The sequence below is a fragment of the Azonexus sp. genome (genome assembly GCF_030824335.1).
In the GTDB taxonomy this organism is placed as follows: Bacteria; Pseudomonadota; Gammaproteobacteria; order Burkholderiales; family Rhodocyclaceae; genus Azonexus.
Genome location: NZ_JAVBXX010000008.1, coordinates 1 through 16,037, shown reverse-complemented (window position 1 = coordinate 16,037; position 16,037 = coordinate 1). Strand labels below are relative to the sequence as shown.

13 protein-coding genes are annotated in these 16,037 nt (G+C 58.6%); 6 read left to right on the top strand and 7 right to left on the bottom strand.

The features are described 5' to 3' along the window. Positions 1-35: 35 nt before the first annotated feature. Entirely contained in the window at positions 36-1,379 is a 1,344-nt protein-coding gene (locus RCI20_RS05530) for a DUF1329 domain-containing protein (RefSeq protein ID WP_306603570.1), read from the bottom strand. Positions 1,380-1,406: 27 nt separating this feature from the next. Beyond that, a complete protein-coding gene (locus RCI20_RS05525; protein ID WP_306603569.1) occupies positions 1,407-3,107 on the bottom strand; it encodes a DUF1302 domain-containing protein in 1,701 nt (566 codons plus the stop codon). 193 nt (positions 3,108-3,300) lie between these two features. Here RCI20_RS05525 and RCI20_RS05520 point away from each other — a divergent pair, with 193 nt between their 5' ends. Further along, positions 3,301-4,248: a LysR substrate-binding domain-containing protein gene (locus RCI20_RS05520; RefSeq protein ID WP_306603568.1), complete on the top strand. Its 948-nt coding sequence runs from the start codon at positions 3,301-3,303 to the stop codon at positions 4,246-4,248. Positions 4,249-4,596: 348 nt separating this feature from the next. Next, a complete protein-coding gene (locus RCI20_RS05515; RefSeq protein ID WP_306603567.1) occupies positions 4,597-5,559 on the top strand; it encodes a hypothetical protein in 963 nt (320 codons plus the stop codon). A gap of 197 nt (positions 5,560-5,756) precedes the next feature. Here RCI20_RS05515 and RCI20_RS05510 read toward each other — a convergent pair whose 3' ends face one another. The 4 genes from RCI20_RS05510 to RCI20_RS05495 are packed head-to-tail and all read right to left on the bottom strand — an operon-like array spanning position 5,757 to position 10,109. Continuing rightward, a complete protein-coding gene (locus RCI20_RS05510; protein WP_306603566.1) occupies positions 5,757-6,353 on the bottom strand; it encodes a nucleotidyltransferase family protein in 597 nt (198 codons plus the stop codon). A 3-nt stretch (positions 6,354-6,356) separates the two neighbouring features. Beyond that, on the bottom strand, positions 6,357-7,361 hold the full coding sequence (locus tag RCI20_RS05505; protein ID WP_306603565.1) for an XdhC family protein: 1,005 nt from the start codon (positions 7,359-7,361) through the stop codon (positions 6,357-6,359). 2 nt (positions 7,362-7,363) lie between these two features. Further along, positions 7,364-9,625, bottom strand: a complete 2,262-nt coding sequence (locus RCI20_RS05500) for a xanthine dehydrogenase family protein molybdopterin-binding subunit (protein ID WP_306603564.1) — start codon at positions 9,623-9,625, stop codon at positions 7,364-7,366. Positions 9,626-9,635: 10 nt separating this feature from the next. Then, complete coding sequence (locus RCI20_RS05495; RefSeq protein ID WP_306603563.1) at positions 9,636-10,109, bottom strand: (2Fe-2S)-binding protein; 474 nt, start codon at positions 10,107-10,109, stop codon at positions 9,636-9,638. A gap of 201 nt (positions 10,110-10,310) precedes the next feature. Between RCI20_RS05495 and RCI20_RS05490 the strand changes: the two genes are divergently transcribed. Both RCI20_RS05490 and RCI20_RS05485 read left to right on the top strand, forming a co-directional pair. Further along, a complete protein-coding gene (locus RCI20_RS05490) occupies positions 10,311-11,210 on the top strand; it encodes an AraC family transcriptional regulator (RefSeq protein ID WP_306603562.1) in 900 nt (299 codons plus the stop codon). Positions 11,211-11,402: 192 nt separating this feature from the next. Then, complete coding sequence (locus RCI20_RS05485; RefSeq protein WP_306603561.1) at positions 11,403-12,200, top strand: aldolase/citrate lyase family protein; 798 nt, start codon at positions 11,403-11,405, stop codon at positions 12,198-12,200. Here RCI20_RS05485 and RCI20_RS05480 read toward each other — a convergent pair. Beyond that, positions 12,197-12,451, bottom strand: a complete 255-nt coding sequence (locus tag RCI20_RS05480) for a hypothetical protein (RefSeq protein WP_306603560.1) — start codon at positions 12,449-12,451, stop codon at positions 12,197-12,199. The two genes, RCI20_RS05485 and RCI20_RS05480, sit on opposite strands and share 4 nt — an antisense overlap. Before the next feature lie 319 nt (positions 12,452-12,770). Here RCI20_RS05480 and RCI20_RS05475 point away from each other — a divergent pair, with 319 nt between their 5' ends. Together RCI20_RS05475 and RCI20_RS05470 are read left to right on the top strand one after the other, a co-directional pair. Next, a complete protein-coding gene (locus tag RCI20_RS05475) occupies positions 12,771-13,490 on the top strand; it encodes a LuxR family transcriptional regulator (protein ID WP_306603559.1) in 720 nt (239 codons plus the stop codon). A 64-nt stretch (positions 13,491-13,554) separates the two neighbouring features. Further along, positions 13,555-16,037: DUF4347 domain-containing protein (locus RCI20_RS05470; RefSeq protein ID WP_306603558.1), on the top strand; the 2,483-nt coding region annotated here is incomplete at its 3' end.

Genomic DNA, 16,037 nt, shown 5'->3' with positions numbered 1-16,037 from the left:
ACGACGCCGGGAGAAAGCTCCCCCGGCCGCTTCAATTAACGGCTGGCGTCAGCCGCCACCGCATCGCCGGTGAAATAGATTTCCGGCTTGCGCTTCGGCAGCACCTTGAAGGAATCGAGGAACTGCACCGTGCTGGAGGTTCCCTTCTGCAAGTCGAATACCGTCACCGGCTTGATGACGACGGCCGGAATGGCCGGCACCACGTACGGGTAGCCTTGCGTGGTCCGCCACAACTTGCCCTGGCTGTCGTAACCGTCCATCAGGACGAGCAACCAGGTGTCCTCGTCAAAGTAGTAACGACGCTTCGGCACCGCATGACGTTTGCCAGCCGCGACGGTCGCTTCGACTTCCCAGACCCGGTGCAATTCCCAGCGGGCTTTGTCCGGATTGGCGTGGGCCTTGGTGAAGAACTCTTCTTCCTTGGCCGTCACCAGCGCATTGCTGTTGTAGGGAACGTAAATTTCCTTCTTGCCGACCAGTTTCCACTGATAGCGATCCGGATGGCCCATGATGCCCATCACTTCGTCGAAGTAGTTGGCACCGGAAGACACGAAGTCCGGCGTGTCGTAGGCGACGGTTGGCGCACGGCGAACGCGCCGCTGACCGACCAGGTACTGCCAGGTCTGGCGCGGCGTCGCCGCATCGACGCCGTCACGGATGACCAGCGATTCACCTGCCTTGAATGGCGGTGCAATGGTCGAGAAACGCTGCAGGAAGTACTCGCCGCTCCATTTTTCAAGCGAGCCATCCTTGTAATAGAACGGATACTGATTGACCTGCTCGTTATGCGTCGCCAGCGTGCGGTTGCCATCCGAGGTCACGAGAATGTTCTTGAACGACACTTCGGTCGCTTCGGCCTCGACCCGCAACAGGTAATTCCAGACGGCTTCGGCGCCCGCCTTGGGAATCGGGAAGGGAATACCGCCGTAACAGCCTTCGACCGAATTGCCTTCGTTCTTGGTCTTGCAGTTGGTGGCATTCTTCAAGGTATTGTCGTAAACATATTGCGGCGCAACCGAGGTCCGGTGTGTCGGGTAGACATCCAGACGGAAGCTTTCCGGATACTTGGTCAACAAGGCCTTGGTGCCATCGGTCAGCTTGTCGGCATGCTGTGCCATGTTCTTGGCCGTAATCTGCAACAGCGGCTTTTCACCCGGAAAAGGATTGGTCGGAATGTCGCCTGCCTTCGGCGTGGCGGCAACGCTCTTCTTGCCATCCCAAGCCGGGATCGTGCCTTCCTTGTTGCCGGCGCGTTCGCCACCGAGCGGGGTCAGCGTGGTCTTCAGCTTGGCGGCCTCGTCAGCCGACACGGCAGCCAGGCAGCCGGTCGAAGCAGTGAGCAGTGCGACGATTGCGGCGCACAGGGTTGTCTTGTTCATATTCAAGTCTCCTGATTATGTTTTGAATTAAAAGGTTCTCTGGACCGACAGGGAAATGAAGTCCCGATCGCCATGGAAATTCTTGTAGGAGAGTTCCGGGGCGGCGGTGTTGTATTTGATGACCGAGCCCTTGTCGCCGAAGTACTTGGTGTAGTTCAGACCCAGTTGCCATACCTTCTGGTACTCGCCCTTGACGCCGACACTGAGATTGCCGCCACCTTCGATCGGCATCAGCGCGGCAACGCCGGCGACCGAAGAGTTACCCTTGAGGCCATAACCGATACCAATCGGCACCTGGACATCGAGTCCCGGCAATACCTGGAAATACTCGGGCTGGAAAACAAACTGAATGGCCGAAGCGCTACGCGTTGCCAAGGGGTCGAGGGCCGCTGCGTTATCGGTTATCTTCAGACGGCGGTTATAGGCAAACTCACCGACGAAGCTGGCGCCATCCCACAACGGCGTGGCACCGAGCACACTGATCGCCGACACGTTGATATGCAGCGAATCACCCTTCGGATAGGCCGGGTTGTTGTCGTTGTTCGACGCCGGGCCGGTCATCATCGTGACACCGGTAGCCACGAAGGGCTGGTTCTTGCGCACCGAGACTTCAGTTGCCACATTGGTTTCGCCAATCAGCGTGCTGGCGCTGATCCCGACGGTGCGAATTTTCTCGGCATAGACCAGCGAGTAGGTATTGTTGCCGCCAACCACATCGCCCCGGGCATAGAACTGCGGCATCTTGTCGTGGTATTGCGCAGCGTAGACGCCAAACTCGTAGTCACCGAGCTTGTATTTCATCTGCATGCCGCCCTGACCGGAATCGGAGGCTTCCAGGTCCTTGGCCCGGGTCAGTGCCCACGGCGTACCGGTCACCGGATGCAGACCGAGATTGATGATCTCGCCGCCATCGTCGGCAAAGTCGGCAAAGCTGAAATAGCTGCCGGCGGCCGGGATGCGGTTTTTCTTCCATTCAAGCTGGTAGTAGGCGCCAAAGGACAGGTTCTGGTTAACCTGCACCTGCGTCGACAACTGCTTGACCGGCAACGCAATTTCCTTGAACTGGGAATTCGGCACCGACAGGGCGCGCACCAGATCGAGCGGGGTTTGCGCTGCAGCGATCCCGTTGTAACCGAAGTACAGGGTTTCGCCGTACAACTGGGTGTATTGACCGGCCTTGACGTTCACATTCATGTCGGCGGGTGCGAAATTGCCATAGACGAAGACGTCACGGAACTCGGCCTTCCGCCCGTGCAGCTTTTCCGTATCCTTGGTGAAGCGGTTGTACTTGACCGAAGGCGAGTTGCTCAGCATGCCGCCCATCGCACCTGGGTTGTCATTGCTGTGCTGGTACACATCGTCGTACCAGGCGGCACCACTGAGCCGGAAACCGAAGTCTTTCTTGTAGCGCAAGTCGAATTCCGACAACAAGTCGACGCGATTCGAAATCATCGCGCCCTTCTTGAAATTCTGGTCGCCATCATTGGTGTTGACCTGCGGCCCGATGGAATTGTCGGCAACGCGCCGGTCAATATCTGCCATGCGCCAACCGGCGCTGTACTTGACGGTATTGTCCCAGGACATCTTGATGTCGGCATTATCACTGTCGATGGTGAACGCCTGTGCTCCGCCAATCGTGCTTGCCGCACATAGCGCGGTCAACACGCAACGGGTCAGCGATTTCAGTCGGAAACTCCCGGGGTGCTGCGCAGTCCTGATGTAATTCATTTGTCCCTCCTGTTTTAAGTAAACTTTGCGGAAAACGCAGCGCCGACCCAACGGCAGACACTGGAAACCCTTGCTTTGGAACAAATTTACGGAGACAGCGAATTACCGTCCAATACCATCTATCGCCTCGCTTGATACCTTCTAGGTATAATCAAGTCGATCGAATGACAGGTAGAAGCTCGACAGCCCCCTCATGGATCTCCGCCATCTGAAATACTTCATCGCCGTTGCCGAAGAACTGAATATCGGTCGTGCGGCGCTGCGGCTGCACATTTCGCAACCGCCACTGACCCGGCAAATTCAGCAACTGGAAGAAGAACTCGGGGTACAGTTATTAATCCGCACGCCGCGTGGCGTCGAGCTGACCCAGGCAGGGGAAACCTTTCTGCACGAAGCGCGCAACATCCGCTCTCTGGTTGAACTGGCGATCGAGCGCACGAAGCGCACCGGCCAGGGCAAGCTTGGCCGCCTGGATATCGGGATTTTTGGCACCGGGATTTTCAGTGCCATCCCAAAATTGCTGCAGCAATTCAGGGACACCAACCCGGATGTCCGGGTCGTGCTGCACACCATGTCGAAAATCGAACAAATCGAAGCCTTGCGGCAACGGCGTATTTCCGTCGGATTCAACCGGATGCTCGACCCGCTGCCCGACATCCACAGCGAACTGATCATGCGCGAACCGCTCTATCTGGCGGTCAACGACACCCATCCGCTCAGCCGGGAAAGCAGCGTCTCCTTCACCGAACTGAGCAAGCATCCTCTGGTGCTCTTCCCCACCGGCGCCCGCCCGAATTTCGTCGACCGGATCATCGAACTATGCCGAAACATGGGGTTTACGCCGGAAATCTCGCAAATCGTCGGCGATGCGGTCACCGGCGTCGCCCTGGTGGCCGGCGGATTCGGCATCACCGTGGTACCGGAATCAGCCACCCCGATGGCCCCCCCGGGCATCGTTTATCTGCCTTTTTCCGACAACCCCAGTGCCACGGTGGATCTCAGTTGTTTCTATCGCAAAGACGACGAGTCGCCGGTCCTGCATGCCTTCCTGCAGGCCACGCAAGCCTTCCGCAACGAGCAGCGAAAGCAGGACGGCGAATTGATCGACAGTCCACTGACAAACGCGCCATCGACAGCCTGACGCGCAGCGCTGTTTTTGATGCCGGCCGCTTGCTGCGAAATCTCGACCGAGTTGAGCACCTGAATTCATTGCACCTGACTACCGATTATCGACATCCTGAGCGGCGGTCGTTTTGGCGGTATTCGGCCATGAGCAGCCTCTCAGGAAATCGTCACATAGCGGACGTTGGCTCTGTCCGTATGATTGCAGATTGATAAGGAGACCGGCATCGGATAATCTCCATGTCATTCTTTACCTTACGCTCCCCCAATCGTGTCCGTATTATTAGCAGTGACCCGGACGTTTTTGCTCGTGAATAACTGTTGGGCGTCTCAACAGTTCAGTTCCCGGACCCTTTGACCAAGCCCCATGACCATCCTAGTTCTTGTCGCGTGCGTTTCGTTCTACTCCCTTGGCGTCTTGGGTTATGCCACTTCGAAATCAACTCGTTGGTCGTACGTTGATGTTGTTTACTATCCATTGGCAGCAATTGCCGTTGGCCTATTGTTCGCACACAACGCCGCTCAACGAGAACTTTTCGAGCTGGGACAGCTGGCGGAGATACATCAAGCCAAACTCATAGAGGTCAGCGATAAGCGCCCTAACACGCTCTTTGAAGCCCATGATGGACTCACCAGTTCCAGTATTGGTTTGCTCGCTACTATTCCGGAATACGGGGATGTTTGCGAAAAAATACCGACCGTCAGCCCACGCTGTTCGGTCGCAAAGAAGTTGGCGCCCCCGATTCGGCGGCTTATAGACGCGTCGCGCGCTGACACCTCGACATCAAAGGAAATTCGCCTTGCTTCGACATGTAGGGCGGCCCAAGCTTTACTTCTTGAGTTGCGTACATCTGATGCAGTGTCTTCTCTCATTGGTGATGTGTTGCTGACGCATTATCAAGAAGCCCTGTCAAAGGATTTCTCTCCGCTAGCGTTTGAAAGCGCTCGTGAATTCACAAGCAGCTTTTTGCCTCAAGCACTTCAGAGAGTGGACTGGATCAAAGGCGCCATGAACATGAAGGGAGAAGCGGTAGATTTTGTTTTGGAGTCCAATCGTGAAGAGGCACGTTACGGAGAGGTGATTCTTCAGTCACTCTTGCCGTGCATGGTCGCCCCGAAGAAGGATCTAGAACTTCTAGTTCAATGGACCCAAGTTCGCGAATCCGAGCAACTGGAACTTAAGCGGATTGAGCAATCACGCCAGGCAATTAAGGAAGCTCCTCATACCAATCCATTTGCGACAAAACTACATTTACTCCTTTGGCCGTATGTTCTCGTTGCTGCTTTATCACTGAAATTTGGGAAAGGTGTGGCTGCGGTACGCAAATAACACATATAGGTAGAACCCCCATGACATCAAGACGCCCAACCCTGCAATGCACCGGACCTGCGGGAAAAGCCGCGCAGTCCGGTGATTTTGAACGTTGAGCGTCAGCTTTGATAAGCACCAACTACCGCTTTGGGTCGACTGAAACCGATCAGGCCCGATGCGAATCAGTGGTCCCCCGAACAAGATTTCGCACTTGCTCAGCGGACGACGGACGGCATGCCCAGCAAGTCGTCCACGAAATCGATATCCAGGATGACGCCCGGATCATCAACCGGGCAAAGCGTGATGTGCTGCCGGTTTTGCTCGAGAATCGCACGTCCGCCAAGATCCCCCGTCAGCGCACGCAATTGCGGCAGCCAGATGCCGGAGAATCCGACCGGATGGCCTCGTCGACCCTGAAATTCGGTTGCGGCAATGCTTGATCCGGCCTGCAGGCTGGCAGCCACGACTTGGTGACTGGTCGTTGCAATGCAGGGCATGTCGCCCAGCGCGACAATCCACCCGCTGGCGTCCGCCGCCGCGCTTGCCCCTGCCGCCAGACTATGTCCCATGCCATGCGCCGCGTCAGGACAAATCACGATCTCGCAACCTGCATTCGCCAGGACACGGGCAAGCCGGAAATGGTCCGGGCGCAACACGGCAACAACTCGACCGCAGGCCGGACGTAGCCGGGCGGCAGCCGCAACAGCGATGGGCGTGCCGTCGGGCAACGGATGCATCAGCTTGTCGCCACCGAATCGGCGGCCGATACCGGCAGCCAGCAGAATGCCGACTATGCCGTGCACCGCGCCCATGCCTCAGGCAACACCGCACCCGGCTTCGACGGGCAAACGCTGGCGCAGCAGACCTTCCTTCGACCAAACACCGTTCCTGACAGCCGTCATTTCCGCCAGCACGGACAGGGCAATCTCCGGTGGCGTACGGCTGCCGATGGGCAGGCCGACCGGTCCGTGAAGTCGCGCCACCTCGGCCGGGGTCAGGTCGAAATATTGCAGCAGACGTTCGCACCGCCGCTGGCTGTTGACCGCAGAACCCAGGGCACCGACATAGAAAGCCGGCGACTTCAATGCTTCGAGCAGCACCATGTCGTCCAGCTTCGGATCATGGGTCAGCGCAACGACGGCGCTGTGCGGATCGAGCTGCAACTCGATCACTGCATCATCGGGCATCGAAGACAGCAAGACAGTCCCCGGCACATCCCATTCCCCGGCATATTCGCTACGTGGATCGCAGATGAAGACCTGGTAGTCCAATGCTTGCGCCATCTGCGCCAGATAACTGGAAATTTGCCCGGCACCGACGATCAGCAGACGCCAGGCCGGGCCATGCACGGTGCTCAGGGTGCGCCCATCCCAGCGCACGGCATCGCCCGCCGCCCCCGCTGCAACCCCGCTGCCCACCTGATCAACGGTGACATGGCGCCGGGCCAACTCGCCGCGGGCGACCCGCCCGGCTAAATCCTCCAGCACGGCAAGATCGGGGGACGGTTCGATCACCAGTTCCATCGTGCCACCACAGGGCAGACCGAAGCGGCGAGCCTCCTCCTGGGTAACGCCATATTTCAGGAGGAAAGGCGTCGTCGACGCGAATCCGCCGTTCAGCACACGCTCGACCAGATCGGCTTCAATACAGCCACCGGAAACGGAACCCTGCACCTGGCCGTCGTCACGCAATGCCATCCAGGAACCCGCCGGGCGCGGCGCCGAACCCCAGGTACGGGCGACGGTAACCAGGGCAAAGCGGTGTCCCGCCAGCGCCCAGCGGCGCACGGCATCAAGCACTTGTCGGTCGGTACTGAGCATGGCTAGCTCCCCGACAGACGGGTGTCGAACGGTAGCTGGCGCAGCGATTTGCCCGTCAGGCGCGCGATGGCGTTGGCAAAGGCCGGCGCCAGGGGCGGCAGGCCCGGCTCGCCCATGCCGGTTGGCGGCTCGGCACTGGGTACGACATGCACCTCGAAGAGCGGCATGTCGGTGATGCGCGGCACCATGAAGTCACCGAAATTGCTCTGTTCGACCACACCGTCCTTCAGTGTAATGGCCGCCCCCGGCAGACACATCGACAAGCCCATCAGGGCCGCCCCCTGCACCTGGGCTTCGACGGTGCGCGGGTTGACCACAAGATTGCAATGCACCCCTGCCGTCACGCGATGCAGCACCGGGCTGCCCTGCTGTACCGAGGCTTCAACCACGTAGGCAACCACGGAATCGAAGGATTCGTGTACGGCCACGCCCCAGGCCTGGCCGGATGGCAGGTTTTTTTTGCCATAGCCGCTCTTGTCTACCGCCAGTTGCAGCGCAGCGCGATGGCGCGGGTGCCGATCGCCAAACAGGCGCATGCGGTAAGCCACCGGGTCCTGCTGGGTGGCGCGCGCAATGTCGTCCAGCAAAGTCTCCATGACGTAGGCCGTGTGGGTGGAACCCACGCTGCGCCACCACAGTACCGGCACATTGAGTTTGGGGTGGTGTACGGTCAGGCGCATCGGCAGCGGATAGGGATCGCGCATGCCCTCTGTCGCCGTCCCGTCGATGCCATTCTTGACCTGGAACTGCTCGAACACGGACCCCGCGGTAATGGACTGGCCGACAATGACGTGGTCCCAGGCCAGAACATTGCCCTGCGCGTCGAAGCCGATATGCGCCCGGTGCAAGTGCATGGGCCGGTAGTAACCGCCCTTGATGTCGTCCTCCCGGCTCCATAACAGGCGAACCGGCACATTCAGGCCGACGGCACGCGCAGCCTTGGCAATCTCGCAAGCTTCGAGCACATAGTCGCTGGTGCTGACAAAACGCCGGCCGAAGCCGCCGCCCGTCATCTGGACATGCATCTTTACCTGTTCCGGCTTGAGACCCAGAACACGGGCGGCCGCAGCGCCATCCAGACCGGGGCACTGGGTGCCGACCCACAGCTCGGCCAATCCGTCGGCCAGCCGGACGGTACAGTTCAGCGGCTCCATCGGGGCATGGGCCAGGTAGGGAAATACGAACTCGGCTTCCAGCCGGTGTGGCGCGCTTGCCAGTGGCGCCATATCGGCATCGAAGCGCCGCGGGCCGGGTCGAGCGGCCAACTCGCGGTACTGGGTCAGCATGCGTTCGCTGTCCACTTTTTCCACGGCTGCCGTACTCCATGCCAGCTTCAGCACATCGCGCCCCTGCTTGGCCGGCCAGTAACCCTCGGCGACCACGGCCACCCCTTCGCCACCGCGATCCACCGGGATACGCAGCACGGCCTTCACTCCCTTGATGGCAAGCGCCGCACTATCGTCTACCGAAGCCAGGCGGGCACCGAAAACCGGGGGATGCGCCACCACCGCCGTCAGTTGTCCGGGCAGTTGAACGTCGATCCCGAACACCTGCTGCCCACTGCTTTTGACCCGTGCATCGAGGCGAGTGGTGGGATGACCGATGATGCGAAAATCCTTGGCATCCTTGAGCACGACCGTATCGGGCACAGGCTGGGCCATGGCCGCCTCGGCCAGTTCACCGTAACTCGCTTTGCGGCCATCGGGACCGAGCACCATCCCGGCCTGGGTGTGCAGTGCGGACACATCCACCTTCCAGCGTGCTGCGGCAGCGCCCAGCAACATCGCTCGGGCACGCGCACCAAGCTCGCGGTACTGGACAAAACTGTTCTTGACCGAATTGGACCCGCCGGTAAGGTGAATGCCGAACATCGGATCGACATAGGCCGGATCGTTCGAACCATGCTGGCTGCGCACCAGCCCCCAGTCCGCATCCAGTTCTTCGGCCAGGATCATCGGTAGTGCCGTCAGCACCCCCTGGCCGAAATCCAGCCGGTTTATGGTGACGGTGACTTCACCACTGGCAGCGATGTGCACGAACGCCAATGGCTGCTGAGTCGGCTTGAGACTGCTGCTTGCCGGGTCGGCTGCGTTGGTCTGCGCGCTGGCCAGATGAGGAAAGGCACCGAGCGTCAGACCAACCGAGCCGGCCAGCTTGAGGAATTGGCGACGCGAAAACGTCGCAACCTCGGCATCGGATTGCTCCCTCAGCATCAGATGTTGCAAGGCACGCGGCATTTCGCTGTAGTCAATGTTTGGCAACATGGCTGCTCCTTCAGGCGAGTGTCTGGGCGGCATCGGCCACCGCTGCACGAATGCGGACATAGGTACCGCAACGGCAGATATTGCCCGCCATGGCCGAGTCGATTTCGGTGGCGCTTGGTTGCTTGCCGCGCGGCAACGATTTGAGGAAAGCCGTCGCGCTCATGATCTGGCCACTCTGACAATAACCGCACTGCACCACGTCATGCTTCACCCAGGCCGCATGCACGGCTGCCCCGACCGGATCACTACCATCAGTAGTGGCTTCAATTGTGCTGACTTTCTTGCCGTGTACCGTTGAAACAGGCGTGATGCATGAACGAATGGCCTCACCATCCAGATGCACGGTACAGGCACCGCACACTGCTGTACCGCAACCGTATTTGGTCCCGCCAAGTTGCAGCGTATCGCGCAGAACCCATAACAGCGGGGTATCCGGCGCGACATCCACCTGGACATCCTTGCCGTTGACATTGAGAGTGATCATGGGAGCCTCCATTGGCTGAGGGGTATGACGAAAGATAGCCTGCAGTTTCGCCCATGAGGTAGTGCAAGGGTTTGCCAAATCCGATTCAATTATTGCCTGATTCGACGAACATCCGTTATCCGCCGAATTGTGTTGGCTTGCCGATGCTAGTCTTCAGCCTGACACTTCCTCGCCTTGCGACTAATTTCATGGACACAGAGAATGCTGGCTAAGGTTAATCAGAATGAAGAAGCGCTTACCCGTCTGGCAGGCGACATTGCCCAAACCGATGGAAACCACAGCACGCGGATTCCTGCGCTGATGATCTTCCGGCGCAGCTCCGCCACAGACCCGATGCCCTGCATCTACGGTCTCGGGCTCGCCCTGACCGTACAGGGCGATAAACGCGTCACGCTGGGTGAAGAGGTCTACGACTATGGGCCAGGTCAGTCCTTGATCACGACGGTCGACCTGCCTGTGGTGTCCTATGTCACCCAAGCCAGCACCGCCAAACCTTATCTCGGCATACGCCTGGAACTGGATGCCCGGACGATTGCCCAGTCGGCCGCCGAGATGGAGTTTGCCGCGCCACTCAAGGTTTCGACAACGCGAGCGCTGTCCATCGTAACGCTGGATGAAGGACTGCGGGATGCGCTGACCCGCCTGATCCAGTTGCTGGCCGAACCGCAGTTGATCCCGTTTCTCGCCCCCTTGATCCAGCAGGAGATCATCGTCCGACTGCTGAACGGGGAACACGGCCCCACGCTGCGCCATCTCGTCGCTGTCGGTTCGCCAAGCCAGCAGATTGCCAAAGCTGTTGCCTGGTTGAAACAGCATTACAAGGAAAATATGCCGATGGATGACTTGGCCGCGACCGTCCACATGAGTCCGTCGACCTTTCGCCAGCATTTCCGTGCAGTCGCCGGCATGAGCCCTTTGCAGTACCTGAAGAACCTCCGACTGCAGGAAGCCAGGCAACTGATGCTGAACGAGGATATGGATGCCAGCAGTGCGGCAGTGCGCGTAGGGTATGAAAGCGCCTCCCAATTCAGCCGGGAATACAGCCGTCTATTTGGTGAGCCGCCCCAACGCGACATCAAACGAATGCGCGAATCCATCTGATCGAAAATGAACCGGGATACGAACCGGGGTCAGCCTCATACCTGAAAGGCATGACACTTCACCCAAAATCGCATTGGACGCCCCATTTGGCCCGAGCTAAATTCTCTCCGGATTTCAATAATCCGACCGGGAAGCTGGCGCGGCCTTGCGCTCGCTGCCGGCCCTGCCGACACAAATGGAGCGCACAGCAACATGGACATCCCGTTCAACCAGTTCAAGGCCGATCTGCACGCCGGCAAGACACGCATCGGACTTTGGCTTGGCCTTGCCGATACCTTCAGTGCGGAAATTTGTGCCGGTACGGGGTTCGACTGGCTGCTCATCGATGGTGAACACGGCCCCAATGACCTGCGCAGCATCCTGTCCCAGTTGCAAGCCATTGAACCGTATCCTTCACACGCCATCGTCCGTCCACCGCAAGGCGACCATGTACTGATCAAACAACTCCTCGAAACCGGTGTTCAAACCTTGCTCATTCCGATGGTGGATAGTGCCGCCCAGGCGACCGAACTGGTTCGGGCAATGCGCTACCCTCCCGCCGGCATCCGCGGTGTTGGCGCTGCATTGGCAAGAGCATCCCGTTGGGGGAGGATCAAAGACTACAGCGCACTGGCCAATGACCAGATGTGCTTGCTGCTTCAGGTGGAAACCAGGGAAGGCTTCGAGAATCTCGAGTCCATCCTGGCGGTTGAAGGCGTTGACGGCATCTTCTTTGGCGCAGCGGATTTAGCCGCATCCTATGGTCATCTCGGCCAATCCAATCACCCGCATATTGTCAGCATGATTGAAGCCGGCCTGCAAAAAGTCCGGGCCGCCGGGAAATGCGGTGGCGTTCTCTGCAGCGATCAAAAAATCGTCCAGAAGTACCACGATGCCGGCGCCCGGTTTATCGCCGTTGGCATCGATGCACTTCTTCTGGCCGCAGCAGCAACGGAACTGCTGCGAACGTATCGGCCGGAAGCCGGTGCTCAGAGCGTCAGCAACTATTAAGCCCGCCCACCTTTGATCACAATTTCCTTGGCGCATTGATACGCCGCCAATTCGATGAACTCCAGCGCCGAAATCCCTTTGTGCCGGGCCGCCTTTTCGATCAACAGATAATCATGTGGATGCATGCTCAACACCACCGGTAGTGGTTCGGCGGAAGCCGGGGGATCATTCGTCGCTACCGAGGCAGCCTCTTCGGCGAAAGCCGCCAACGGACGATTTTCTGCGGAACAAGAATTCGAGTGTGCGCTCATGGCCTCTTCTTTTTTTAAACTTTTTCCATGCCCAAGGGCGAATCCCGAAGGCATTTGCAGTCTGCAGACACACTGTAACGAGCAGCGGCGGGCTGGGTAACTGTCAAAGTTCACAGGTCTCTCTGGCCGAAAGGCACGCTCCTGAGCCGCCTGCCATCCCAAAAACTCTTCAACCCCAGCCAACAAGACGCGCTCGTGCTCGCCCCGAACCGATCCGAATGGGAAAAACCTAGCAAATATCATAGGTTCAATTTACATGCCGAATCCTTAGAATGAGGGCGCTCCATGCATTTCGCCTACTTCTACCCGGCCATTCAAATTGCACTTTTTCGAAGAATTCAGCGATCTGCTTAATGCAGACAACGACGTCATCTGGACGAATGCCTTCTTTGCACACAGCAAGCGTCTCGGTTTCGATTTCTGCCTGTTCGGCACCATCCCCCACGTCAAATCACCGCTCAGCAGCGCATGGATACGTAGCTCCTTCCCCAAGGATTGGCTTGACCGTTACTTCGGGCGCGGCTACATCGCCCAGGATTACAAACTGATCCATTGCATGCGCGGCAACCTGCCCCTGATCTGGACTCCCGAAGTCTTTGCCCGCAGCGAACAACGACGTATCTACGACGAAGGCTGCGGCTTCGGCCTGCGCGCCGGCATCAGTTTCCCGGCCCACGGCCCGGACGGCATCTACGGTCAACTCTGCCTGTCACGGGATATTGCCCCCGGCCCGGAATTCGAAGCATTTCTGGCCACCCGTCTCCAGTCGATACTCCTGTTGCGCGATGTCCTCGCCCACACCAGCCGCTCATTCGCCTACCCAGGCTGTAAAACCACACACCACCCGCTGACTGTGCGCGAGCAGGAATGCCTGCGCTGGGCCGCCACAGGCAAGAGTTCAAAACAAATCGCCGACCTGATGTATTGCACCGTTTCGACGGTCAATTTCCATATCGGCAATGCCCGCGGAAAACTGGGGGCAAAAAGCCGCCAGGCCGCCATCGCTGCGGCAATACAAAGCGGCGCGCTGGTTGTTTGACACTTTCTGATGCCCGACCGCCGGCAACAAGCCGGCCCCCTGCCACCGATAAAAGGGAAAAACCATGAGCAGCGCTAATCCGTTCCGCCAGGAAATCGTCTTCATCGTGGACAACCTGAGTGACTGGCAAATGCTTGCCGATGCAGCAAGACAACGCGGCCACGAAGTTGTCATTGTCGATAGCAACAGCGATGGTTTGAGGCAGATTGCCGGATACCTGTCCGGCAAGCCGGCCGGCTCGGTGGATGCCATTCATCTGCTCTCACACGGCTCGGCGGGACAGATTGACTTGGGCAGTCTCACCCTGGCACTGGATACGCTACCCCGGCATGCCGGATCACTCGAGGAAATTGGTCAAGCCATGAGCGAAAAGGGAGATTTTCTGCTTTATGGATGCAATGCCGCAGCAAGTCCGGAAGGTGTGGCACTGATGGAAGGTATTGCCACACTCACCCGTGCGGATGTGGCCGCCTCAACAACAATGACGGGGCATACGCGTTTCGGTGGTGATTGGCATCTCGAAACCCACTCCGGCTTTATTGAAACGCCAAGTCTGAAAATTGCAGACTATGCAAGCACATTGGCGCTTGTTTCTTTTACTGGCGATAGCGGCAACAGCAATTCGCCTGATGCCACGCTAAGTAACGGACCGGCATCGCTGATTACCATTACCAATACCGCAACCAGTGATGCACTGGATATCGCGATCAATGGCACTCAACTATTTCACGACACTGTCACCAATATCCAGAGTCTTGGCATAGCCACCCCCACTGGAAGCAGCGGCATGATTCTGATCATGCCGACAGGAGAATTCGCCAGCAGCATCACTTTGTCAGTTCAGGGCGGCAAGTCGTTTGATTTTGTCTCCATGCTGTTGATGGAATCCTTCGATGTAAATGAAACCTTTACCTTCACCCCGAATGGTAATGCGGCAAAGAAGGTCGATGTCAGTTTCTCCAACGGCCAAACCCAAACCGTCAACTTGAGCAGCAACGCCGACTTTGACAATCTCTCCACATTGACAATCTCGTCGAGTGACGGCAACTTCCAAGCCTACTTCGACAACATCCAACTGGAAAACATCGGTGGCGGGAATACCCCACCCAGTATTGGCGGCGCAGTTGCCAGCCAGGCCGTCAACGACATCGCGACAATTTCGCCCTTCAGCACGCTCACCATCGAGGATGCCGATAACAACAATGTGAGCGTCACGGTCACGCTGGACACCGCAGCCAAAGGCGTCTTCACCCCGGCATCGCTGACTGCCTCCGGCTTTGCCGACGCCACCGGCGGCAGCTACACACTGGCATCAACCACGACCAGCGCAGCCCAGGCAGCCATTCGCCAATTGGTCTTTGACCCAGCCAATAATCGCGTGGCTGTGGGAAATACGGAAACGACAAGCTTCACCATTGCGGTGAACGATGGCACCGACAGCACTCCAAATACCAGTACGACAGTAGTTTCCACCAGCATCAACGACGCCCCGACGGATATTGCGCTCGGCAATACGAGCGTGAATCAATCGGCTGCCACAAACGCTCCGGTAGGCACGCTGTCTTCCACCGACCCCGACCCCGACCCTGGCAGCAGTTTCACCTACACGCTGGTGGCAGGCAGCGGCGATACCAACAACAGCCTGTTCAACATCAGCGGCACCTCCCTGCGTGCCAACGATGCCACGACGATGGCTCCGGGCAACTACAGCATTCGCGTTCGCAGCACCGATGGCGGCGGTCTTTTTTACGAAGAAGTCTTCGCGATCACGGTCAACGACAATGTTGCCCCGGTTTTTGACGAAAGTACGCCGTCGACCGCAAATATTGCCGCGACCGCACTTGACTTGAACGCTTCGCTGAACGAAGCCGGCACGATTTACTACGTCGTCCTTGCCGATGGGGCCAGTGCATCCAGCGCAGCACAGGTCAAGGCGGGTCAGGACGCCAGCGGCGCTGCCGCCCTGAAAGCCGGCAACGCCGCCGTCAGTAGCGGAGCCTTCACTCACACTTTCAACCTCAACGGCCTGACGGCAGAAACTGCCTACGACATTTATGTCGTAGGACAGGATGACGAAGGCACCCCGAACCTCATGGCCACACCAACCAAGCGCGACGTGACTACCGCGCAGGCCGGCCCAAGCGTCACCGACGCGCACATCAGCATCACCTCGACACCGACCGGCAGCGCCAGCACCTACAAGGTGGGCGACACCGTCACGGCGCAATGGGACAACAGTGCCAGCGGACAGAATCAAACCGGCGTGACCGGTGTGACGATGGATTTTTCGGCCTTTGGCGGCGGCACTGCGGTGACGGCGACGAACAACGGCAGCGGTATCTGGAGCGCCAGCTATGTGTTGGCGGCAGGCAGCATTGATGCCGGCAACCGCAACGTCTCGGTCAGCGCAACCGATGGCAACGGGACAACCAGCACCGCAGACAGCAGCAACCTGACGGTGGACAACCAAGCCCCGGGCGTCGGCGATGCCCGCATCTCGATTTCCGGCGCCAGCGGTACCGGCGGCGCGTACAAGATCGGCGACAC

Bases quoted from the DNA above. Each gene is read 5' to 3' on its own strand.
- RCI20_RS05530 (WP_306603570.1), bottom strand. From the start codon at position 1,379: ATGAACAAGACAACCCTGTGCGCCGCAATCGTCGCACTGCTCACTGCT.
- RCI20_RS05525 (WP_306603569.1), bottom strand. From the start codon at position 3,107: ATGAATTACATCAGGACTGCGCAGCACCCCGGGAGTTTCCGACTGAAA.
- RCI20_RS05520 (WP_306603568.1), top strand. From the start codon at position 3,301: ATGGATCTCCGCCATCTGAAATACTTCATCGCCGTTGCCGAAGAACTG.
- RCI20_RS05515 (WP_306603567.1), top strand. From the start codon at position 4,597: ATGACCATCCTAGTTCTTGTCGCGTGCGTTTCGTTCTACTCCCTTGGC.
- RCI20_RS05510 (WP_306603566.1), bottom strand. From the start codon at position 6,353: ATGGGCGCGGTGCACGGCATAGTCGGCATTCTGCTGGCTGCCGGTATC.
- RCI20_RS05505 (WP_306603565.1), bottom strand. From the start codon at position 7,361: ATGCTCAGTACCGACCGACAAGTGCTTGATGCCGTGCGCCGCTGGGCG.
- RCI20_RS05500 (WP_306603564.1), bottom strand. From the start codon at position 9,625: ATGTTGCCAAACATTGACTACAGCGAAATGCCGCGTGCCTTGCAACAT.
- RCI20_RS05495 (WP_306603563.1), bottom strand. From the start codon at position 10,109: ATGATCACTCTCAATGTCAACGGCAAGGATGTCCAGGTGGATGTCGCG.
- RCI20_RS05490 (WP_306603562.1), top strand. From the start codon at position 10,311: ATGCTGGCTAAGGTTAATCAGAATGAAGAAGCGCTTACCCGTCTGGCA.
- RCI20_RS05485 (WP_306603561.1), top strand. From the start codon at position 11,403: ATGGACATCCCGTTCAACCAGTTCAAGGCCGATCTGCACGCCGGCAAG.
- RCI20_RS05480 (WP_306603560.1), bottom strand. From the start codon at position 12,451: ATGAGCGCACACTCGAATTCTTGTTCCGCAGAAAATCGTCCGTTGGCG.